We start from the raw sequence: 20184 nt of genomic DNA, 5'->3' as shown, positions 1-20184 counted from the left end.
GGACGAATAGCAATGCCACATCAACCGCCCGTTCAAGAGGGCACGTACGACTATATCATCATCGGCGCAGGAACCGCCGGATGTGTGCTGGCCAACCGCCTGAGCGCCGACCCCAGAAATCGCGTCCTCCTTTTGGAAGCGGGCGGATCGGACAATTACCATTGGATCCACATTCCCGTGGGATACCTCTATTGCATTGGCAATCCGCGCACCGACTGGATGATGAAAACTGCACCGGAGGCTGGTCTGAACGGGCGTTCTTTGGCCTACCCACGCGGAAAGACTCTGGGTGGCTGCACCTCGGTCAACGGCATGATCTACATGCGCGGGCATTCAACCGACTATGACCTCTGGCGGCAAATGGGCAATCCCGGCTGGGCATGGGCGGATGTGCTACCCTATTTTCGGAAGTCCGAAGACCACCATGACGGTGAAAACGCATTGCACGGGGCCGGTGGCGAATGGAAAGTCAGTCAACAGAAACTGAAATGGGATATCCTGGCAGCCGTCCAGAGGGCTGCGCAAGAATTCGGGATCAAGCCTCGGTCAGACTTCAACGATGGAAACAACGAAGGGTCGGGTTTTTTTGAGGTCAACCAGCAAAACGGCGTACGCTGGAGCACGGCGAAGGGGTTCTTGCGCCCCGCCATGAAACGCCCGAACCTGCGCGTCCTGACCCATGCCGAATGCCGTGAACTGATACTGGAAGGCACTCGTGTCACTGGCGTGCGCTTTCACCACAAAAGCCGATCATGCGAGGCCCGCGCGGGGAGCGAAGTTCTCTTGGCAGCTGGTGCGATCAATTCACCCAAGCTGTTGGAGCTTTCAGGCATCGGAAACCCCGATCTTCTGTCCCGGCACGGTATCGAGGTGCGTCATAACCTCGGCGGTGTAGGAGAGAACTTGCAGGATCACCTTCAAATCCGAACGGTTTTCAAAGTGAGCAACGCCAAAACCCTGAACACACTGGCCAATTCAATATTGGGCAAGGCACGTATCGGTGCTGAGTATGCCTTCCGGCGCAGTGGACCTATGTCGATGGCGCCCAGCCAGTTCGGCATGTTCACCAAATCCGATCCTTCCCTAGAGATGCCCGATCTCGAATACCATGTGCAGCCACTGTCGACAGACCGACTCGGCGGCCCGTTGCATTCCTTTCCTGCCATCACCGTATCGGTATGCAATCTGCGGCCAGAAAGTACCGGCAGTTGCCACATCACAACCCGCGACACGGCGATGCAACCTGAAATCCGGCTGAATTATCTTTCGGCAGCAGCCGACCAGACAATTGCCATAGCCTCGATCAAACAGGCACGGCAGATCATGACGGCAAAAGCACTGGCACCCCATACGCCCGAAGAAATCCTCCCTGGCCCAGCGGTACAAAGCGATGCGGAAATTCTTGAGCAGGCCGGTAACATTGCGACAACTATTTTCCATCCCGTGGGAACGTGCCGGATGGGCAGCGATGCGAACGCGGTCGTCGATCCGCAGTTGCGCGTCAACGGTTTGGTGGGGCTACGTGTGGTCGATGCCTCGATCATGCCTAGAATTGTGTCAGGCAACACCGCATCGCCGGTCGTGATGATTGCGGAAAAAGCGGCAGAGATGATTTTGGAGGGGACCGTTGCATAATCTAGGTGAAGCCACTTGGATGTCGGGACGGCGTGGTTGATCATGCGGCGGGGCCGAACAGTCGGCCAATGAACTCGATTTCGATTTTAACGCCAGGTTGTTTGCGATTGATGGTTCGGACCGTCCGACACCGCCCAAGTTGGTTTTTGCAGTTCGTAGAGATCGAAAGTTTCGACGGTGTTGTCACGTTAACTCGCCGAGTTTGCAAGTTAGCATGCGGCTCGTTGATCAAGGGGCATTTGCCGCGGATTTCCACGCCTCCAATGCTTCGAGCGGATGGTGAGAGCGGACCGACGGCGGGCTGGGACACAGAAGGTATTACGGGTTGCGGACTGCATAGAGACGAAGCGCTGCAATCCACCCGGTGATCGGAAGCCCTGCATTACTCGCTCTCGTTTTAGGAAAGGCAAATGGCTGTTCTCTGCGCGGTTATTCAGCCCCTTGTGGGATCAATGCGGATCACGGTTGGACGCGGTCAACCACCGATGACGTAGAGCTTGCGCATGTGTTCGTGGATGGTCCATTCGCCCTTCCAGCCTTTCGGCAGGATCAGCAGGTCGCCGGGACCGATCTCGCGGGGGTTCGAGCCGTCCTGGTTTCGCACGGTCGCGCGGCCGGCGATGATATGGCAATATTCACCTGCTGCCGTGCGGTCGGCGGTGAACCGGCCCGGCGTGCATTCCCAGACGCCGATGTTGGTCTGCCCGTCCTGCGATGCCCACAGATTGACGGCCGCTTCGGTCTGGCCCGGAGTCAGCGTGGTCGGTTTCGGGGCGAAGTTGCCCACCTCAACCGCGGAAAGGTCGGAAAAACTCTTGAGGTCGATCATCGTCATGGTTCCTTTATCGGTCAAAGCTGGTCGGCGCTGGATACGCTGTAGTGGGCGCGGGCCAGCCAGTCGGGGGAAACTTCGATCCCCCAGCCGGGGGCGTCCGTCACGATGGCCTGCCCGTCGTCGATGCGGTAGGGGTCCGAAGTGAAAAGCCCCTCCTGCCAGGGGTAATAATCCGCGCCCTCGATGGAGAATTCGAGGTATTTGCCCGCGTTGGGAATGGCGCGCAAAAGGTGCATCGTGAACAGCGTAACCAACGACAGGTTCGCACAATGCGGCGTCACGGGCAGCTTCGCGGCCTGAGCCATGCGGGCGACGCGCAGGGTCCGCGCGATCCCGCCGAGATAGAGAATGTCGGGCTGCACGATGTCGACGGCGCGCATGTCGATCATGCGCGTCCAGATCGTCAGGTCGCAATCCTGTTCCCCACCCGTCACGTCGATGTCCAGCGTGTCGGTGACCTGCTTGGTCTGCTCCAGTTCCCAATAGGGGCAGGGCTCCTCGAAATGGCTAAAGCCGTTCTGTTCCAGCATACGCCCGATCTCGATGGCCCGGTCGGGGGAATAACAGCTGTTGGCGTCGATCAGCAGCGTGGCCGTGTCGCCCATCTCGCGGTGCATGGTCGTGATGACCTCTTCGGTCCGGCCGGGCCATTCATCGCGGTTGCGTCCCACTTCCGCGCCTGCCCGGACCTTGAACGCGTCGAAACCGTGCAGGTCCCGCAGCCGCTTCATCCGGTCCGCCTCGTCCGCTGGTGTGATGTCGCGTTTCATCGAACTGGCGTAAGCGCGGATCGGGCCGGGCGTCCCGCCCAGAAGTTCGGCCACGGATTTACCCGCCTGCCGCCCCCGAAGATCCCAGATCGCGGTATCGAAACCGGCCATGGCGCGACGCAGGTAAGACCCTGGAAACTTGTGTTCGCGTTCGGTCACGAGGTCGAGCAAGTCGTCCAGATCACGCGTGTCCCGGTTCAGAACCCATCGTGCGACCTGCCGGTGCAGGACCTGGCAGGTGATGTCGGAATTGTAGGTCGACACCTGCCCCCAGCCGATGCTGCCGTCTTCGGCGGTGATGCGTACAAAGCCTACGTATTTCGTGTCGAAGGTCTCGATCCGGATGATCTTCATTCTGCCTTATCCTTGCATCATCAAGTCATATGCACGCTCGCCCACCATGACGGCAGCGGCGTTGGTGTTGCCCGTCGGGATGGTCGGGAAAATCGCGGCATCCGCCACGCGCAATCCGGCGATCCCGTGAACCCGCAGATGCGGGTCCACGACAGATGTTGTGGCATCGGTGCCCATCCGGCAGGTGCCGCACTGGTGAAAGACGGTGCCAGCCCGGTCGCGCACGAATTCGAGAATATCCGCATCGCTCTGGTAGCCCGGTCCGGGTTCGAGTTCGCACTCTATCAGGTTTTCTAGCGAAGGCATGGACGCGATGCGCCGGATCTCGCGGACGCCGCGCACCATCAGTTCGCAGTCATATGCGCTGGTCAAATAGCCGCCGCGCAGGGCGGGCGACGCGAAGGGATCGCTGCTGACCAAACCGACACTGCCCCGGCTGGTGGGCTTGCAGGGGTTAAAGCCCATGCGCATCGCGGGAAAGGCATCCGGGCTCATCAGCGGGCGTTTGCCCTTGGGCGCGGTCGAATAGCTGAGCGGCGAAAAATAGAGCTGGGTGTCGGGCACGCCCGCACCCTCGGCAAGCCGCGTGAACCCGCCGCCCTGATTGAGGCTCATCGCCAGAGGGCCCTTCTGCATCGTGACGTATTGCATCCCGGCCCAGGCCTTGCCCCACCAGGGACGCAGGGTCTGGTTCAGGCTGGGCCGACGGGTCCTGTACAGCAGATCATAGCCCAGGTGGTCCATCAGGTTCGCACCCACATGCGGGGCGTCCAGCACCACATCAATCCCATGGCTGCGCAGATGCGCGGCCGGCCCGATCCCCGATAGCATCAGAAGCTGCGGCGAATTCAGCGCCCCGCCGCACAGGATCACTTCGGTGGCAAAGGCTTTTTCACTGCGCCCCTTCTTCACGTATTCCACGCCGGTCGCGCGTTGCCCCTCAAGCAGGATGCGCGTCGCCATGGCGGCGGTTTCGGCCCGGAAGTTCGGCAGGTGCCTGGCGCGGCGCAGGTAGGCCTGCGCAGTCGACGCACGGCGCCCACCTGCGGTCGAGATCTGGTAGAACCCCGCGCCGTTCATCTCGGCGCCGTTGTAATCCGCGTTGGTGGGGATGCCCGCCTCTGCGGCAGCGGCGATGCAGGCATGGGTCAGCGGGTGCATCTGCGCGCTCATGTCCGTGACGGACAATGGCCCGTCATGACCGCGCTCGGGGCTATGCGCGCCCGACCAGCGTTCGATCCGGCGAAAGACCGGGGCCACGTCCTTCCAACTCCAACCCGGGGCGACCGCGCCCCATTCGTCGAAATCGGCGGGATGACCGCGGACCCAGACCATCGCGTTGATCGCCGAGGAGCCGCCAAGAACCTTGCCGCGCGGCCAATAGACCTGACGGCCGTTCAGCCCCGGTTCGGGTTCAGTCGTATATTTCCAGTTGAACCGGGCGTCGTGGAACACCTTGCCGTAACCCAGCGGGACGTTGACCCAGGGGTGTTTCCCGGTGCCGCCCGCCTCAAGCAGCAGCACGCGCCGCCCCGCCTCTGCCAGCCGCGTTGCGAGCGGGGCGCCGGCGGAGCCGGCACCGACGATGATGTAATCATATCGTTCCATGATGTCAGGTTTTGCCCCGCCCGAATATCGCCACGAGCACCATCATGAGGGTCGTGATCAGGATCATGATCGTCGAGATCGCGGCAATTGTGGGGTCGATCTGGTCGCGCAGGGCATTGAACATATTGCGCGTCAGGGTCGGATTGTCGCCGCCCGAGATGAACATGGCGATCACCACCTCGTCGAAGGACGCGAGAAACGACAGCAGCATCGACGTCACCACCGCAAAGCGGATCTGCGGCAGCGTGATCGTCAGAAAGGCGCGCCAGCGCGGCGCACCAAGGGACCGGGCGGCCTGTTCGAGGTTCATGTCGAAACCCTGCAGGCCAGACCCCGTCACAATGACCACCAGCGGAATCGCCAGCAGTGAATGCGCCAGCACCAGCCCGGTGATCGTATAGAGGATCTGAAGCTTCACATAGGCATAGAATGCACCCACCGCGATCAGCACCACCGGCACCATCATCGGCGTGATCAGCAAGACAAAGGCGGCGCGGATATAGGGAAGCTTTGAGGCATGCAGCGCATAGGCGGCCAGCACCCCTATGGGTGTCGCGACCAGCATGGTCAGCACCGCCGTTTTGAGCGATGTCTCCGTCGCCTGCATCCACTCGGCCGATCCGAAATAATTCCTGTACCAGCGCAGCGACCAGGTTTCGGGCGGGAATTCGAGATATTGCGAGTCCGAGAAGGACATCGGGATCACAATCAGAGTCGGCAGGACCAGCAGCATCATGATGACCGCGGCAAAGAGGTAGAGCCAGAGGCGTTGGCCATGCGTCACCTGGGTTTCGGACGCCGGGGATTTAAGCCAGTTCAGCATCAGTGACCTCCCCCCGCCATCTGTTCAAGCCGCGTGAACCGCGACGCGATCCACAGGATGATGACGGTCAGCACCAGCAGCACGACGCCGAGCGAGCTGGCAGCCCCCCAGTTCACGAAAAGCTCTATATTGGAGACGATCTTCATCGACACCATGATGACGCGCCCGCCGCCCAGGACCGCGGGGGTGACGAAAAAGCCCAGGCACAGCACGAAGACCATCAGCGACCCCGCGAACAGACCTGGCGTGGACAGCGGGAAAAAGACCGTCCAGAAGGCGCGGCGCGGGCTGGCGCCAAGGTTCGACGCGGCCTTGAGGTAATCCTTGTCGATCGCACGCATCGCGCCGTAGACGGGCAGGATCAGGAAAGGCAGCATGATGTGTACCATGCCGATCAGCGTACCGGTCATGTTGTGCACGAACTTGAGCGGTTCGTCCCAAAGGCCGAGACTGATGGCCCATTGGTTCACCAGCCCCTGTTTCTGCAACAGGACCAGCCACGCGTAGGTGCGCACCAGAAGCGAGGTCCAGAAGGGCAGCAGCACCGTCACCAGGCACAGGTTGGCCCAGCGTGTCGGCAGCTGCGAGATGAAATAGGCCAGCGGATAGCCGATGACGATGCACAGCGCCGTGGTCAGGATGCTGACCTGAAAGGTGGTCACGAAGATCCGCAGGTAGGATTTGCGCGACACCATCCGCTCGTAATTCTCGAGCGAGAAGTTCCCATCGGCACCGACGAAAGACACATAGAACAGCCAGCCCACCGGGATCACCAGGATGACCAGCACCAGAAGAATTGCGGGAGATGCGAGGCCGAACAGTTTCCACCGCTCCACTCGTTCGTCTCGACGCAGGCCCGCCGCATGAAGGTCGGTCACGGCCATCTACCTGTCCCCATCCACGATAACGACCGTATCAGCCTTGTGCAGCCCCAGTTTCACCGCGTCTCCCACCTGCGGTAGCTTGCCGAAGGTCCCTTCGCGGATCGCGCCGCGCACGGCGATTTCGCTGCCGTCCGGCAGGCGCGCATACAGCAGGTAGCTTTCGCCCTGATAGACCAGCTCGGTCACCTTGGCGTCGAAGATGTTCGTATCGGCGGGCAATTCGCCGGTCAGCAGCCGGACCCGTTCCGGCCGCACCATCAGCAGCAGGTCGTTCCCGTCAGGCACCGCACCCTCCATCTGCAGCGTAGCACCGACAAAGCTGATGCCTGCACCATCGCGCGTCACGGGCAGGAAGGACGAATCCCCGATGAAATCGGCGACAAATTTGTTTGCGGGCCGGTCGTACAATTGCTGGGGGTCGGCAAGCTGCATGATGCGGCCGTGGTTCACCACCGCAATCCTGTCCGACATCGTCAGCGCCTCGCGCTGGTCGTGCGTGACGTAGACGGTCGTCATTCCCAATTGTTCATGCAAATGCCGCAACTCGATCTGCATCCGGTCGCGCAGCTTCTTGTCCAGCGCGCTAAGCGGTTCGTCCATCAGCAGGATGCGGGGTTCGAACACGATGGACCGTGCCAGGGCAACCCGCTGTTTCTGGCCCCCCGAAAGCTGGTCAATCCCACGATCCCCGTACCCGCCAAGCTGCACGAGCTCCAGCGCCCTGTTGATCCGGTCTTCGGCCTCTGCCTTGGGCACGTTGCGCAGTTTCAGCGGATAGCCGACATTGCCTGCCACACTCATATGCGGAAACAGCGCGTAGTTCTGGAACACCATGCCCACACCGCGCAGGTGGGGCGGGGTGCGGATCATCTCGTCCTCGCCGAACTTGAGGCTGCCGCGATCCGGGCGCGTGAAACCCGCCAGAACCATGAGCAATGTCGTCTTGCCCGACCCCGACGGGCCCAGAAGGGTGAGGAATTCGCCGCTCTTCACATTCAGCGACACGCCATCCAACGCGTGGACCGGGCCATAGGTCTTGGTGACGTCGCGCACGGTGATCGGCAAGGCGCCGGTTTTCGCTGTCAATTTTTTACTCCCTCAACGGTAGATGTCCGGAGGCCGGTTGATGCCGGCCCCCGATGGCGGCATGGACCTATTCGGTCAGCATTTCCTGGTACATTTCCGCCGCGATGGGTTCCCATTTGGCGTACCATTCCAGCGAGATCGGGAGTTGCACCGCCATGTTCGCGGGCGAGGAAGGGAGGCTGGCGGCCACTTCTTCTGTAATTTCGCCGGTCTCGTAAGCCGCGCCATTGGTCGGTCCGTAGGTGATGAACTTGGGCAGATCGTCCTGGTATTCGGGCTTCGAAATCTCGGCGATGAACGCCATCGCCAGGTCCTTGTTCGGCGCACCCTTCGGGATCGCGAAGCAATCGTAGTCAAGCAACCCCTGGTCGAAGTTATAAGAAACTGCGGCGCCATCTGCGGCGGCATTGTCAAAGCGGCCGTTCCAGCCGGTGGTCATGTCGACTTCGCCGTCCTTCATCAGCTGCGCATGCTGCGCGCCCGAGGTCCAGAAGACCGCGATGTTCGGCTTCAACTCGCGGATCTTGTCCAGCGCGCGCTCAATACCTTCTTCGCTGTCCAACTCGGCATAAACGTCCTCGGGGGCGACACCCAGCGCCATCATCGCAGGCTCAAGTGCGCCTGCAACCGTGCCACGATAGCCGCGCGAGCCGGGGAACTTCTCGGTGTCAAAAAAATCGACCCAACCACGGGGTCCGTTGTCGCCATAGGTCTCGGTGCTGTAGGCGGGCACGACCGAAAAGACATCGCCGCCGACGCAATATTCGCTGTAAAAGGAATCAGGAAAGCGGCTGACGTCGATCACGTCGTAATCGAGCGGTTCCAGCAGACCTTCCGCACCGGCGCGCGCCGCCGATCCCGATCCGCTGGCCACGACATCAAGCGTGACCTGTCCCGATGTGACCTGCAAACGGACATCGGACATCCCGCCGTAAGATTCCTGTTTCACGGTGACGCCGGTCGCGGCCTCATATGGCTCAAAGAGCGCTTTGCTCTGTGCATCCTGATAGGACCCGCCCCAGCTGGCGACGGTCAGCGATTTATCCTGTGCCAGCGCCGTTGTGGCCAATAGGCTTGCGGCGACTGTAAGTGCAATCTTGTGGTTCATGTCTTACTCCTCTGTTGGTTGGTGGTCCGGTTTTCCGGTGACCTGTTGATTATCCGTGTGCCGGTTCCGCCCGATCCCGGGCGCCCTGCCCTGCCCGTTTGCGTTGCTGGCCGTCCCGCCAGCGATACCAGGCGACGGCAGCAGGCAGGAACCAGGGCCGTCCCGTGTAAAAGGGCCGTGTCGGAAAGGACAGATCGTCAAAGGCGGTGCGACCCTCGGCCAATCCCAGCACCTTCTGACCCATGCGCATGCCAAGATAGGACGACATCGCAACACCCGACCCGCAGTATCCCATCGCGTAATGCACGCCGTCATGCGTGCCGGTGTGGGCCAGTTCGTCAAAGGTATAGGCGACGGTGCCGCTCCAGCTGTGGCTGATCCGGGTCGCGCGCAATTCAGGGAAAATCTGGCACATCGCCTTGTGCAGCCGGGGGCCGCTGACCGCCGGGTCGGTTTCGCCGGCGGACACACGCCCGCCGAACAGCACGCGTCTGCGGTCGGGTGACGTGCGATAGTAATAGATGACCTTGCAGGTGTCGGTCACGACCCGGCCCGTGGGGAACAGACGATCGACCAGATCAGGGTCCAGCGGTTCGGTCGCGATGATGTAACTGCCGATCGGAATGACCCGGCGCTGGTGCCAGGGGGTCGCACCGACAGTATAGCCGTTGGTCGCGACGATCACCTCCCGGGCCCGCACCACGCCTCTCGATGTACGCACTTCGTGCCCCTGCGGACCGGACACAATGTCGAGCACCCGGGTCTGCGCCAGGACCTCCGCCCCTGCATTCAGCGCTGTTTGCAGCAAGCCCCGCATGTAGAGCGCCGGGTCGAGCGCGCCATGTGCCGCAAAAACTGCGGCGCCGTGGTAGGTGTCCGTCCCCAGCTCGACCCGCTGTTCCGCGCGGGAAATCATCCCGACATCGGTGTTTTCGGTGCGCCGCAGCAGGTCGGCCTCGCGGGCCAGGACCTCGTAGGCTTCCGGCGTATGCGCCGCGTGGATCCGCCCGGAACGCTGGAAATCACAGCTTATGTTTTCGGCAACAATACGATCCTCGATCCACTGGAGCGCCGCGTCTCCCTCCGCGCGAATGGCCTTTGCCCTGTCCGCGCCATGGCGGGATGTCAGCTTGGCAAGGGAAGGCTTGATGCCCGTCCCAACCTGTCCACCGTTCCGCGAACTGCATCCCCAACCGGGAGTCTCGGCCTCTACCACCAAAGTGCTGCGCCCGCCGCGCGCGGTTTCTATCGCCGCGTTGAGGCCGGTGTAACCGGAGCCGACAATCAAGACATCCACGGTTGGCGGCAGGTCGACCTGCGGCACGTCGGGCGGCGACAACCCGTCCAGCCAATAGGACGTGTTCGACCAATCCGACGTCCACAGACCCGGATCGCGGTCTGCAGCATTTCGTCCACCCCTGTTCATGTGGTTCGTACTCCCGTTGAACCCAGACTGTTGTCGAGAGTAGGAGGCGGTCCTGGATTTAGCAATTTAATGTGTGTAATAGTATATTTCGATTTACTTATACAATCAGAGGCATCCCACCGATGGTACTCAAGCTGCGACATCTCGAAGTCTTCAATGCGGTGTTCGAAACCGGATCGATCAGCAATGCCGCACTGCGCCTGAACCTGACCCAGCCTGCCGTCAGCATCGCGCTCGGCAACCTGGAAGAGGAACTTGGTTTTCGCCTCTTTCACCGCAAGCGCGGATTTTTCGCCCCGACGGGCGAGGCGCTGCAATTGCGCGGCGAGGTCACGCAGGGGTTGATGGCGCTTGGCCGGGTCGAAAAGCGCGCCGACGAGATCCGGCGCGGATCTGCCCGGGGTCTCAGCCTTGCGACCAATGGTGCCTTGTCGATGAATTTCCTGCCGCGCGTCATCACCGAGTTCCAGAGTCTGCACCCTGGCACACCGATCGAACTGCGGGTTCATTCCTCGCGGCAGATCGCGGATTGGACGGCCAGCGGCCAGATCGATATCGGCCTGATCGACTCTCCTGTTCCGGTCGCCGGGCTGAAGGCCTCAATTTTCGCGATGGAATGCGTATGTATCATGCGCCAGGACGACGAACTGGCCAGCCGCGATGTCATCACGCCCGTTTGCCTGGCCGACCGCGAGCTGATCGGAATTAACGGCGACCATGCGTTGGACCGCCAGTTGAACCAGATGATGTTCGAAGTCGGCTTGCCGCTGCATTATCGCGCGTTCAGCTACTATTACGCCATCGCGCGCAACATGGTAGCCGCTGGCGGCGGCCTCGCGATCATTGACCCGATCAATGCCAAGGCAGAGTTGGCGGACGGGGTGATCTGGCGTCCCTTTGCACCGCTTATCTTGCACGAGACCGTGATGATCTCGTCCAGGGATCACCCCGCGGCGGAGGTCCGGGAGCAGATGCAGGATTTCGTACAACAGAGCATCGCGCCCTTCACGTTGCCCGGGGGGTGATCCTGCAACGCCTTGAAGGGAGCTGCGCTGCCCGCGTCGTCCCAAAATCGAAATGCCCAACGCCCCCAACACCCCGATCGGCATGCTGTTCCCCGCCGAGGGCGACGTGGTCAGGGTCGACCCGACCACACCGATGATCTGGATTGCGGACAGCCCGCATTACCTGTTCTCCGAGGGCAATGCCTGGTTGGGGGACTACGATCCCGCCGTTGGGATGGTCCTGCTGGAGGACGGCCGGTGAACCGGCTGGCAATGGCCCTGGGGGCAGCCTTCACGGCTGCGCCCCTTGCGGCACAGGAGGCGGGTAAGAGCTTCGCCATCCTCGAATACGACCGCGCGGCGAACTGATTTTCGTCGATAGTCAGCTTGTTCCGAAAATTCGACGATTTTTAGGGCCACGCCTCAGGGCAGCACCGCCAACCGGACCTAAGGGGTCAGATGGGTCCGTGACATAAACTAACTCTGCGCATGCTGAGGGCAGAAGCCCGCTTGGCTTCAAGCAGCTTTGGGGAAGAGTTTGGCCACGAAGTCGATCTCATTGGCAACCCCGATCGCGCAGTTCTCGAAATGCCCTTTGCGGTGGCAAATTTCAGGGCGAAGTGCCCGGCATGAGCCCAGGGTCGAAGCAGTAGGCACTGCCATCCGTGAACCCGTCGTCAGTCGCGGCCGCCGCCGCGTGATAGATGGCGCAAAGCTTGAATGTAGCATAGCGATCAAGCGCCTTTCCACGCTCATCCCGATCTTGGCAGGTGCTCTGGCCCAGGGCCGCGCATAGAGAATATAATACGATTTTCGTATAGTTGAATATTCGGTTTGTGCAATTCTCGCAAACAGGCGAACGAACAGGTGTCGTTCCTCCGGCGAGAGTTTTTCGAGTATGGTCCGGCAGTGATCCGTCTGAACCCGCAAACGCGCCGATACGTATGCCTGTCCCGCAGCCGTAAGCGACAAGGAAATCGCCCGGCGGTTTTCCTCCGGCCATTCGCGCGAAAGGAATCCTTGCCGGGTCAGACGGTCGGTCGCCGACGATATCGTGGTGGCCGCAACCACCAGATGGCTCGCCACTTCGGTGGCTTTGGATGCCGGATGGTCGGCCACGAACAACAGGACTTGCATGTCTAACGGGTTGAGCAGCTTTCCCGACCCGACCGCTGCTTCGGAGCTTTTGAAACGCTGCGACAAAGCGCCAATGGCGCGGCGAAGCTCTGCTGCCTGTTTGTCGATCCCGTCCGACCTGTCACCGTGCCCGAGGAAGACGATGATCCGGTCCTGCCAATCTGCCAATGCCCTGAAGACTACACCGCGGCACTGTCGCGCCGGATGAAAGATCCTGCATTAGCTGCGCTACTTTTTCGGAGGCAAACTGTTATGACGCCCAAAGGCCTTCCATCACTGCAACCTGATCAGATTGAGCAACTCGAACGTTTCATTCGGGACGAGGGTACAGTGATCCTCAGAGAGTACTGAAATGTGGGCTTTGTGGCATAGGGTTTTGCATGCAGGAGATATCAGCGGCAAGATCATGACGTTGATCGCACTGCCCAGTGCGATCTTTGCGGTCGTCATCTTTTTCAACGAGATTGGTGACATCCTCACCGCTCCTGATGTGCGGGTGGATGTAGAAAGTGTAGGCTTGCGGTGCCCGTTCATTGCAAGGGCAACTTCGTCCAGGTGCCATTTGTCCGCCACTTTGGGCGGTCTCGGCGGATCACCCTAGCATATTGTGATCCAAATTTGGCAGCCCAAGCGCGGATGGTCTCTTAGCTGACCACAACACCGCGTGCAGCGAGCAAGTCCTCAACATCACGCAAACTCATGGGGAACCGGTGATAGGCCCAGACGGCGTATGCGATGATCTCAGGAGGAAAGCGATGGCCTGAAAAGGCCCCTGCTTGGGTTTGGCCATGCGCCCACGGACCCGCTATTGAGATGCTCCGCAACTTGACGATGCCCTAGCGTCGGCTGCACCGAGATTGGAACAAGCCTGCCTTTGAACTTCCCGTAATTGATCCACGTCAACGTCTGGATCGCGAAGTGGCCTATGATCGTCTTGTCGGAGCCATCTCAATTAGGAGAGAAGTAATGAACAGTTCGAAGACATTTGCTTTTGCAACCGTTGTCACCCTCGGCCTTGCCGCTATTGCGGTGCCGGTGGTCGCCCAGCAAACCAAGATGATGGGTGGCGGAATGGGTATGATGGGTGGCCACAACAACATGGGTATGATGATGGGCGGGGCCCAGAGCCACATGATGGCTATGTTCGACACCAACGAGGACGGCACGCTTAGCCCCGAAGAAATGACGGCTGGTATTCAGGCTGAACTCAGCACCTATGACACCGATGCGAATGGCACGCTCTCGCTGGAGGAATTCGCTGTAATGCACGCGGCTCACACTCGACCGATGGTCGTGCGCGCCTTCCAGATGCACGATCCTGACGGTGACGCGCAAGTGACAGAAGCCGAAATGAAAGCAATGGCCACAATGATGCAAAGCCATATGAATGAAGGCCACAGCGATGCGCATGGCATGGGTCAGGGCATGATGAACAACGACTGAGACGGTTTTGTCCCGACAATCGGCTTAAGCGCCGATTGTTGAACTCACCTCCCGTACAGATCAGGAGAGAGCAATGATGAATGACTATGGTATGGGTTATGGAATGGGCTTTGGCTGGGTCTGGGCGATCTTATGTATCGTGCTCGTGGGTCTCGCCATTGCGGCACTGATCAAATACCTGCGAAAATGAACTGAAAGGGCAGTTGGTGGACCACGCGATCAACGGCCAGACCCGAAATGCCTATTCCGACGCTGACTTCGGCAATCTGAACGAGATCGACGTCGAGGCGCCCTGAGATGAGCCTGCGCCTCAGCATTCTTGCAATCCTCGCGATATTTGGGATCGCCGTAATCGGCGTCTGGGTATTCGCGCCTTCGGCATTTTCAGAGGCCAGTAGACTTTTGGATGGCGAGCGTATCCAAATTCTGGTGGATCGCGCAGGTCTCTGGGGGCCGGTCTTGATCGTCATGCTGATGACCGTTGCAGTTGTGGCCAGTCCTATCCCGAGCGCGCCGGTTGCGCTGGCGGCCGGGGCGGCCTACGGGCATGTCTGGGGCACTGTGCAAGTCGTGATCGGTGCCGAACTTGGCGCGTTGATTGCATTTGGTCTCGCACGGGTGCTGGGACATGATGTTCTGCGACGGGTGTTCGGCGACCGCGTCGATGCCGGGCTGCTCGGATCGCAGACCGCGTTGACGGCGACGGTCTTTGCCAGCCGCCTGATGCCATTCGTATCCTTCGACATGATCAGCTACGCGGCCGGGCTCAGCCGTCTGCATGCTTGGCGGTTCGCACTTGCGACCTTGGCGGGCATCATTCCGGCAAGCTTCCTGCTTGCTCATTTCGGCGGCGAGGCGGTCAGCGGCGACCTTGGGCGCGCGACGTGGGCGGTGCTCGGCCTCGGCCTCGTGACGGGATTGCCGCTGCTCTGGGTCGCGATGCGGCAAAAGCCTGAAAAGGAAAACCAGTGACGAAAAGTGACTACGAAAAGAACAGCATTTCCCTTCCTGGTGCGGTGGCTATGGGCACTGGCGTGATGATCGGCGCGGGCATCTTCGCCTTGACCGGCCAGATTGCCGAGCTTGCCGGGCCGCTCTTCCCACTCTCGTTCGTCGTCGGCGCCATCGTGACTGCGTTCAGCGCCTACACCTACATCAAGATGTCGAACGCGTACCCGTCCGCCGGTGGTATCGGGATGATCCTGAAGAAGGCCTACGGGCCGACGACTGTCGCAGCCGGAGCCGCCCTTCTGATGACGCTGTCGATGGTCATCAACGAAAGCCTCGTTGCGCGCACCTTCGGAACCTACACACTTCAGGCGCTTGGCGGCGATCCAGACAGTGTTCTCGTGCCGGTTCTCGGCGTCGGGCTCATCGTCTTTGCCTATCTCGTGAATGCCTCGGGCACCCGCTCGGTCGGGCTCTTGTCCATCGTCATGGCCGTTCTCAAGGTGGGCGGCATCGCGCTGTTCGGGGCCGCCGGTCTTTGGGCGAGCGGCATCTCGTTCGAAGCCACGGGCGGAGGCCTGGGCGCCACCAGCTTCGTAGCGTCGGTTGCGCTGTCGATCCTGGCCTTCAAGGGCTTCACGACCATCACCAACAGCGGCGCAGAGGTCACCGACCCGCATCGCAATGTGAGCCGGGCCATCATCTGGTCGATCGCCATCTGTGTCGTCGTCTACATGCTGGTGGCTTTTGCTGTTGGCTCCAGCCTGCCACTTGACCGTATTGTCGCGGCGAAGGACTACGCGCTTGCCGAAGCGGCCCAACCCGCACTCGGGCAGACCGGTTTCTATCTGACAGTGGCGCTTGCACTGGTGGCCACGGCCTCGGGCTTGATCGCCAGCGTTTTCGCGGTCTCACGGATGCTGGCGATGCTGACCGACATGAAAATGATTCCGCACAGCCATTTCGGGATGCCCGGCACGATCAAGGACCACACGCTCGTCTATACGGTCGTGATCGCAGGCTTTCTGACGGTTTTCTTCGACCTTAGCCGCATCGCCTCGCTTGGGGCCTTCTTCTACCTGGTTATGGACATGATTATCCATTTCGGGGTGTTCCGGCATCTGCGCGAGGAGATCGGTGCGAAGGGTTGGGTGTTACTGACGGCCATCGGCCTCGATGCCGTGGTCTTGGCCGCATTCGCCGCGATGAAATGGCAATCCGACCCGCTCATCGTCTTGGTCGGTATCGTTGGCATGGTGCTTGTATTCCTGTTCGTGGGGATTTTTCTCTCGCGCAATCCGGTCCGCAAAGGCGACCACGACCATCCCTAAAAAGAGCTTGAGCTTCCAGTCTCTGGAAGCCGTAAGCTAGAACAAGACATAGAAAGGTTGGCAGAACATGGAACATGATCACCATCACGCGGTACCCGACATTCCGGCGGGAACCGAGTCCGCAAAGGACCCGGTCTGCGGAATGACAATCGCGGTCACGCCCAATGGTCGTCACGCGGAATTCCAAGGCGAGACTTTCCATTTCTGCTCGGAGAAATGCCAGACGAAGTTCAAGGCAGATCCGTGGTTCTATGCTTCTGGTCGCGCAGCCGGACGCAAGAAGGCCGCCCCGGCGAATGTACAATACACCTGCCCCATGCACCCCGAGATCGTCCAAGATGTTCCGGGGGCTTGCCCGATCTGCGGAATGGCGCTGGAGCCGATGGTACCCTCCGATGAGCCGAGCGAGGAGTTGACCGACTTTACACGTCGGATGTGGATTTCGGCCGCTGCCGCGGTACCGCTCGTCATTCTTACAATGGGGGAAATGGTCGCTTTCCCCGTGCGCGACTGGATCGGGCACCAGATCGCCAGCTATCTCGAGTTCGTACTGGCGACGCCAATCGTGCTCTGGGCAGCGCTGCCGTTCTTCAGGCGTGGCTGGGACTCGGTGGCGAACCGCAGCCCGAACATGTGGACGCTGATCAGCCTTGGTGTGGGGGCCGCCTATCTCTATTCCATCGTCGCAACCTTCCTTCCGGGTGTCTTTCCCGAACAATACCGGATGGGCCACGGCGTCGGAACCTACTTCGAGGCGGCGGTGGTGATTGTGACGCTGGTTTTCGTTGGCCAGGTGTTGGAACTGCGCGCACGCGAGCGCACCGGGGACGCGATCCGCGCGCTTTTGGATCTGGCGCCGAAGACCGCGCGGCGCATTCTGCCGGATGGGACGGAATATGACGCGCCGCTGGAGAATATTATGGAGGGCGACCGTCTGCGCGTGCGTCCCGGCGACGCCGTGCCGGTCGACGGGATGGTGATCGAGGGCCGTTCGTCTCTTGACGAAAGCATGTTGACCGGCGAGTCGATGCCGGTTGAAAAGGGTCCCGGCGATGAGGTGACTGGGGCCACGATCAACAAGAACGGCAGCCTCGTGATCGAGGCGGCCAAGGTCGGGTCCGACACCATGCTTGCACAGATCGTCGCGATGGTGTCGAACGCGCGGCGGTCGCGCGCTCCGATCCAGGGGCTGGCAGATCGGGTCTCGGCGGTGTTCGTGCCGACAGTCGTTGCCATCGCCATCGTCGCCTTCGTCGTCTGGATGATGTTCGGTCCGGAACCCGCGCTGGTCTTCGCGATCGCCTCCGCCGTCTCGGTTCTGATCATTGCCTGCCCCTGCGCACTTGGATTGGCGACACCCATCTCGATCACCACGGCGGCAGGGCGTGGGGCGCAGGCGGGCGTGTTGATCAAGGATGCCGAGGCGCTCGAACGCATGGCGGCCGTCGATACGCTGATCGTGGACAAGACAGGCACACTGACCATGGGCAAGCCGAAGCTGACGGATACCGTTGCGCTGGGAAACCTCGCCGAAACCGACCTGTTGTCGCTTGCTGCGGCGCTGGAGCGTGGCTCCGAACACCCCTTGGCCGAAGCAATCGTCGAGGGCACCGAGGCGCAGGGCGCATCGCGTCAGGAAGCGGTGGATTTCGAGGCAATCACCGGCAAAGGCGTGCGCGGCAAGGTTGGTGCCCTCGCAGTGGCGCTCGGCAATGCCGCGATGATGCAGGAAATGGGGCTGGACTCGCGCGCGGCTGAAACCAAGGCCGACGCTTTGCGCGCCGAGGGCAAGACAGCGATGTTCATTGCGGTCGATGGCGCTCTTGTCGGCATCGTGGCGGTGGCAGACCCGATCAAGGAGTCCACCGCGCAGGCGATCCGTGAACTTCACGATCAGGGGCTGCGCGTCATCATGGCGACGGGCGACAATGAACGCACCGCACAGGCAGTGGCTGGGACGCTTGGTATTGACGAGGTGCGCGCTGGCATTCTGCCTGAGGCCAAGAAGGACCTGATCGATCAATTGCGCCGCGACGGCCACAAGATCGCAATGGCCGGTGATGGGGTCAACGACGCCCCTGCGCTGGCCGCCGCGGATGTTGGCATTGCCATGGGCACCGGGGCCGACGTGGCGATGGAAAGTGCGGGGATCACCTTGTTGGGCGGCGACCTGATGGGAATCGTGCGGGCGCGCAAACTGGCGCGCGCCACCTTGCGGAACATCAAGCAGAACCTGTTCTTCGCGTTTGCCTACAACGCACTGGGCTTGCCAATCGCAGCAGGGCTGCTCTATCCCGTCACAGGAATTCTGCTCTCACCGATGATCGCAGCTGCGGCGATGAGCCTCTCGTCTGTTTCGGTGATCGCCAACGCTCTTCGGCTGCGGCGGGTTGACCTCTGACCTGACCGCAAAACCTCTGACATGAAAAAGGAATACAAAATGACTAAAGATGCTTTTTCGCGGCGCGCGATCCTGATCGGTGGGGCAGCACTGCTGGCTGCATCGCCCTTGATGACCATGGCGCAAGGTGCCGGGCCGAAAGTCCATGTGATGAAAGACCCGAATTGCGGCTGCTGCTCGGCCTGGATCGAGATACTCGAGAGCAACGGTTTCGCTGTCACGACCGAAGCCAGCCTCGGGACGCTTCTGATGCGGTACAAAATGGATAACGGCATCCCACAGGAGATGATCTCCTGTCATACCGGCCGCGTCGAAGGCTACATGATCGAGGGCCATGTGCCGGTCGCTGATATTCGCCGCCTGCTCGACGAACGCCCCGACGCCGTCGGTCTGGCCGTTCCCGGCATGCCCTACGGCTCGCCCGGAATGGGGCCGGAAAGTGAACGGGACGCCTATGAGGTGTTCCTTATCCGGCGCGACGGATCGACTGAAGTGTTCAATCGGTACACTGCCGCTTGATCGAACCTCATCGGGTTTTTGGGGCACAATGCGGCGTGACCATCTGCATAAGGCGAGCAATGCGTGTATTCTGACCAATAAAGCCAAAGTGGGGCGGTCGGTGAGGACTGCCCCACGCTCGTTTATTTGATGGCGGTGACGGTCAACTTTCCGTTGACGCGGTCGGCTACGAATTCGACCTCCTTGCCCTCGGACATCTTTGCGATCATCGCTTCATCGGCGCGGAACACCATTGTCATTGCAGGCATGTCCAACTTGGGCAGGGGGCCGTGAATGATCGTCACCTTGCCCGCCTTGGCGTCGATCTTCTTGATCTTGCCGCTGGAGAAATCCGCTTCGTTTTGCTCGCTGTTCTGCGCAACAGTAATCGGGCCGTGCATGCCAGACTCGTAATGTCCGGGGATCAGGCAGGCGAACTCGAACGTGCCCGCGTTGGAAAAGGTCCAGATGACGTCGCCCGAAGCACCTTCGTCCAGACGGATGGAGTTTGGGTCATCATGTTCCATGTCCATCTTGGCCATCATTTCCTTGTGCGCCTCGTTTCCCGCCATCGTGTCGAGAACGAACTCATGTTCGAGCGCGCCTGCGTTGGTGACGTTGAAGCGGATAGTTTCGCCTTGGGCAATCTCGAATGCTTCGGGCGAAAATACCATATCGCCGTCGTCAGTCTCGCGCATGGTCACGTTGATGGTGCGATCGACCGAGGCCGCATCGCCAGGCTTGCCGATCATCATCTGGGCGTGTTCGCCCACGTGATCATCGTCGTGGCCACCACTGTGGGTGCCTGACGCGAATACTGGGGCGCTGAGGGCAAGGGCCAAAGTGGTGGTCATAAGAAGGTTTTTCATCGGTTCTTCCTTTTAAATTGTGGT

At 60.8% G+C, this 20184-nt stretch carries 18 protein-coding genes and 2 pseudogenes; 8 read left to right on the top strand and 12 right to left on the bottom strand.

All coding sequences use genetic code 11. The features are described 5' to 3' along the window. Nucleotides 1-12: 12 nt before the first annotated feature. Complete coding sequence (locus SULPSESMR1_RS03715; RefSeq protein ID WP_089419608.1) at nucleotides 13-1635, top strand: GMC family oxidoreductase; 1623 nt, start codon at nucleotides 13-15, stop codon at nucleotides 1633-1635. A 228-nt stretch (nucleotides 1636-1863) separates the two neighbouring features. Here SULPSESMR1_RS03715 and SULPSESMR1_RS03710 read toward each other — a convergent pair. From SULPSESMR1_RS03710 to SULPSESMR1_RS03670, 9 genes and pseudogenes are all read right to left on the bottom strand, one after another. Beyond that, nucleotides 1864-2084: pseudogene (locus SULPSESMR1_RS03710) on the bottom strand (IS6 family transposase); the annotation flags it as partial. Between the two features lie 26 nt (nucleotides 2085-2110). Then, entirely contained in the window at nucleotides 2111-2470 is a 360-nt protein-coding gene (locus SULPSESMR1_RS03705; protein ID WP_250161468.1) for a cupin domain-containing protein, read from the bottom strand. A gap of 14 nt (nucleotides 2471-2484) precedes the next feature. Then, the gene (locus SULPSESMR1_RS03700; RefSeq protein WP_089419607.1) at nucleotides 2485-3594 is read right to left on the bottom strand and encodes a mandelate racemase/muconate lactonizing enzyme family protein; all 1110 of its coding nucleotides are present in this window, start codon (nucleotides 3592-3594) and stop codon (nucleotides 2485-2487) included. 6 nt (nucleotides 3595-3600) lie between these two features. Beyond that, entirely contained in the window at nucleotides 3601-5202 is a 1602-nt protein-coding gene (locus SULPSESMR1_RS03695) for a GMC family oxidoreductase (RefSeq protein ID WP_089419606.1), read from the bottom strand. 4 nt (nucleotides 5203-5206) lie between these two features. Further along, the gene (locus SULPSESMR1_RS03690) at nucleotides 5207-6025 is read right to left on the bottom strand and encodes an ABC transporter permease (RefSeq protein WP_089419605.1); all 819 of its coding nucleotides are present in this window, start codon (nucleotides 6023-6025) and stop codon (nucleotides 5207-5209) included. Continuing rightward, nucleotides 6025-6909, bottom strand: a complete 885-nt coding sequence (locus SULPSESMR1_RS03685) for an ABC transporter permease (RefSeq protein ID WP_089419604.1) — start codon at nucleotides 6907-6909, stop codon at nucleotides 6025-6027. The genes SULPSESMR1_RS03690 and SULPSESMR1_RS03685 overlap by 1 nt, the downstream gene beginning before the upstream one ends. Next, nucleotides 6910-7995 (bottom strand): ABC transporter ATP-binding protein, encoded by a 1086-nt coding sequence (locus SULPSESMR1_RS03680; RefSeq protein ID WP_089419603.1) that lies wholly within the window; start codon nucleotides 7993-7995, stop codon nucleotides 6910-6912. It lies immediately after the preceding gene. A gap of 67 nt (nucleotides 7996-8062) precedes the next feature. Further along, a complete protein-coding gene (locus SULPSESMR1_RS03675) occupies nucleotides 8063-9103 on the bottom strand; it encodes an ABC transporter substrate-binding protein (protein WP_089419602.1) in 1041 nt (346 codons plus the stop codon). 49 nt (nucleotides 9104-9152) lie between these two features. Then, nucleotides 9153-10529: an NAD(P)/FAD-dependent oxidoreductase gene (locus SULPSESMR1_RS03670; RefSeq protein ID WP_089419601.1), complete on the bottom strand. Its 1377-nt coding sequence runs from the start codon at nucleotides 10527-10529 to the stop codon at nucleotides 9153-9155. 122 nt (nucleotides 10530-10651) lie between these two features. Between SULPSESMR1_RS03670 and SULPSESMR1_RS03665 the strand changes: the two genes are divergently transcribed. Beyond that, nucleotides 10652-11554, top strand: coding sequence for a LysR family transcriptional regulator (locus tag SULPSESMR1_RS03665; protein ID WP_089419600.1), 903 nt, complete (start codon nucleotides 10652-10654; stop codon nucleotides 11552-11554). Between the two features lie 52 nt (nucleotides 11555-11606). Continuing rightward, nucleotides 11607-11795: a hypothetical protein gene (locus tag SULPSESMR1_RS03660; protein WP_089419599.1), complete on the top strand. Its 189-nt coding sequence runs from the start codon at nucleotides 11607-11609 to the stop codon at nucleotides 11793-11795. Between the two features lie 254 nt (nucleotides 11796-12049). Here SULPSESMR1_RS03660 and SULPSESMR1_RS03655 read toward each other — a convergent pair whose 3' ends face one another. Further along, complete coding sequence (locus SULPSESMR1_RS03655) at nucleotides 12050-12838, bottom strand: MarR family winged helix-turn-helix transcriptional regulator (protein ID WP_089419598.1); 789 nt, start codon at nucleotides 12836-12838, stop codon at nucleotides 12050-12052. Between the two features lie 351 nt (nucleotides 12839-13189). After that, nucleotides 13190-13479 (bottom strand): annotated as a pseudogene (locus SULPSESMR1_RS25395) (hypothetical protein); the annotation flags it as partial. A gap of 157 nt (nucleotides 13480-13636) precedes the next feature. Between SULPSESMR1_RS25395 and SULPSESMR1_RS03645 the strand changes: the two are divergent. The 5 genes from SULPSESMR1_RS03645 (at nucleotide 13637) to SULPSESMR1_RS03625 (ending at nucleotide 19312) form a co-directional block, all read left to right on the top strand. Continuing rightward, entirely contained in the window at nucleotides 13637-14113 is a 477-nt protein-coding gene (locus SULPSESMR1_RS03645; protein WP_089419597.1) for an EF-hand domain-containing protein, read from the top strand. Nucleotides 14114-14410: 297 nt separating this feature from the next. Further along, nucleotides 14411-15085, top strand: a complete 675-nt coding sequence (locus SULPSESMR1_RS03640; RefSeq protein ID WP_089419596.1) for a TVP38/TMEM64 family protein — start codon at nucleotides 14411-14413, stop codon at nucleotides 15083-15085. Nucleotides 15086-15135: 50 nt separating this feature from the next. Beyond that, nucleotides 15136-16392 carry an APC family permease gene (locus SULPSESMR1_RS03635; protein WP_089422123.1) on the top strand — a complete coding sequence of 419 codons (1257 nt, stop codon included), beginning with the start codon at nucleotides 15136-15138 and terminating at the stop codon, nucleotides 16390-16392. 67 nt (nucleotides 16393-16459) lie between these two features. Further along, nucleotides 16460-18793, top strand: a complete 2334-nt coding sequence (locus SULPSESMR1_RS03630; RefSeq protein ID WP_089419595.1) for a heavy metal translocating P-type ATPase — start codon at nucleotides 16460-16462, stop codon at nucleotides 18791-18793. 111 nt (nucleotides 18794-18904) lie between these two features. Next, nucleotides 18905-19312: a DUF411 domain-containing protein gene (locus SULPSESMR1_RS03625; RefSeq protein ID WP_434223016.1), complete on the top strand. Its 408-nt coding sequence runs from the start codon at nucleotides 18905-18907 to the stop codon at nucleotides 19310-19312. A 122-nt stretch (nucleotides 19313-19434) separates the two neighbouring features. Here the strand turns inward: SULPSESMR1_RS03625 and SULPSESMR1_RS03620 are convergent, their stop codons facing one another. After that, a complete protein-coding gene (locus SULPSESMR1_RS03620) occupies nucleotides 19435-20160 on the bottom strand; it encodes a copper-binding protein (RefSeq protein WP_089419594.1) in 726 nt (241 codons plus the stop codon). Nucleotides 20161-20184 lie beyond the last annotated feature (24 nt).

The organism is Pseudosulfitobacter pseudonitzschiae, from assembly GCF_002222635.1.
In the GTDB taxonomy this organism is placed as follows: domain Bacteria; phylum Pseudomonadota; class Alphaproteobacteria; order Rhodobacterales; family Rhodobacteraceae; genus Pseudosulfitobacter; species Pseudosulfitobacter pseudonitzschiae_A.
Note: the sequence above shows the minus strand (reverse complement) of the source record. Positions and strands in the feature narration are given on the sequence as shown.

Coding starts and splice junctions, on each gene's coding strand:
- SULPSESMR1_RS03715 (WP_089419608.1), top strand. CDS start 13: ATGCCACATCAACCGCCCGTTCAAGAGGGCACGTACGACTATATCATC.
- SULPSESMR1_RS03705 (WP_250161468.1), bottom strand. CDS start 2,470: ATGACGATGATCGACCTCAAGAGTTTTTCCGACCTTTCCGCGGTTGAG.
- SULPSESMR1_RS03700 (WP_089419607.1), bottom strand. CDS start 3,594: ATGAAGATCATCCGGATCGAGACCTTCGACACGAAATACGTAGGCTTT.
- SULPSESMR1_RS03695 (WP_089419606.1), bottom strand. CDS start 5,202: ATGGAACGATATGATTACATCATCGTCGGTGCCGGCTCCGCCGGCGCC.
- SULPSESMR1_RS03690 (WP_089419605.1), bottom strand. CDS start 6,025: ATGCTGAACTGGCTTAAATCCCCGGCGTCCGAAACCCAGGTGACGCAT.
- SULPSESMR1_RS03685 (WP_089419604.1), bottom strand. CDS start 6,909: ATGGCCGTGACCGACCTTCATGCGGCGGGCCTGCGTCGAGACGAACGA.
- SULPSESMR1_RS03675 (WP_089419602.1), bottom strand. CDS start 9,103: ATGAACCACAAGATTGCACTTACAGTCGCCGCAAGCCTATTGGCCACA.
- SULPSESMR1_RS03670 (WP_089419601.1), bottom strand. CDS start 10,529: ATGAACAGGGGTGGACGAAATGCTGCAGACCGCGATCCGGGTCTGTGG.
- SULPSESMR1_RS03665 (WP_089419600.1), top strand. CDS start 10,652: ATGGTACTCAAGCTGCGACATCTCGAAGTCTTCAATGCGGTGTTCGAA.
- SULPSESMR1_RS03660 (WP_089419599.1), top strand. CDS start 11,607: ATGCCCAACGCCCCCAACACCCCGATCGGCATGCTGTTCCCCGCCGAG.
- SULPSESMR1_RS03645 (WP_089419597.1), top strand. CDS start 13,637: ATGAACAGTTCGAAGACATTTGCTTTTGCAACCGTTGTCACCCTCGGC.
- SULPSESMR1_RS03640 (WP_089419596.1), top strand. CDS start 14,411: ATGAGCCTGCGCCTCAGCATTCTTGCAATCCTCGCGATATTTGGGATC.
- SULPSESMR1_RS03635 (WP_089422123.1), top strand. CDS start 15,136: ATGGGCACTGGCGTGATGATCGGCGCGGGCATCTTCGCCTTGACCGGC.
- SULPSESMR1_RS03630 (WP_089419595.1), top strand. CDS start 16,460: ATGGAACATGATCACCATCACGCGGTACCCGACATTCCGGCGGGAACC.
- SULPSESMR1_RS03625 (WP_434223016.1), top strand. CDS start 18,905: ATGACCATGGCGCAAGGTGCCGGGCCGAAAGTCCATGTGATGAAAGAC.
- SULPSESMR1_RS03620 (WP_089419594.1), bottom strand. CDS start 20,160: ATGAAAAACCTTCTTATGACCACCACTTTGGCCCTTGCCCTCAGCGCC.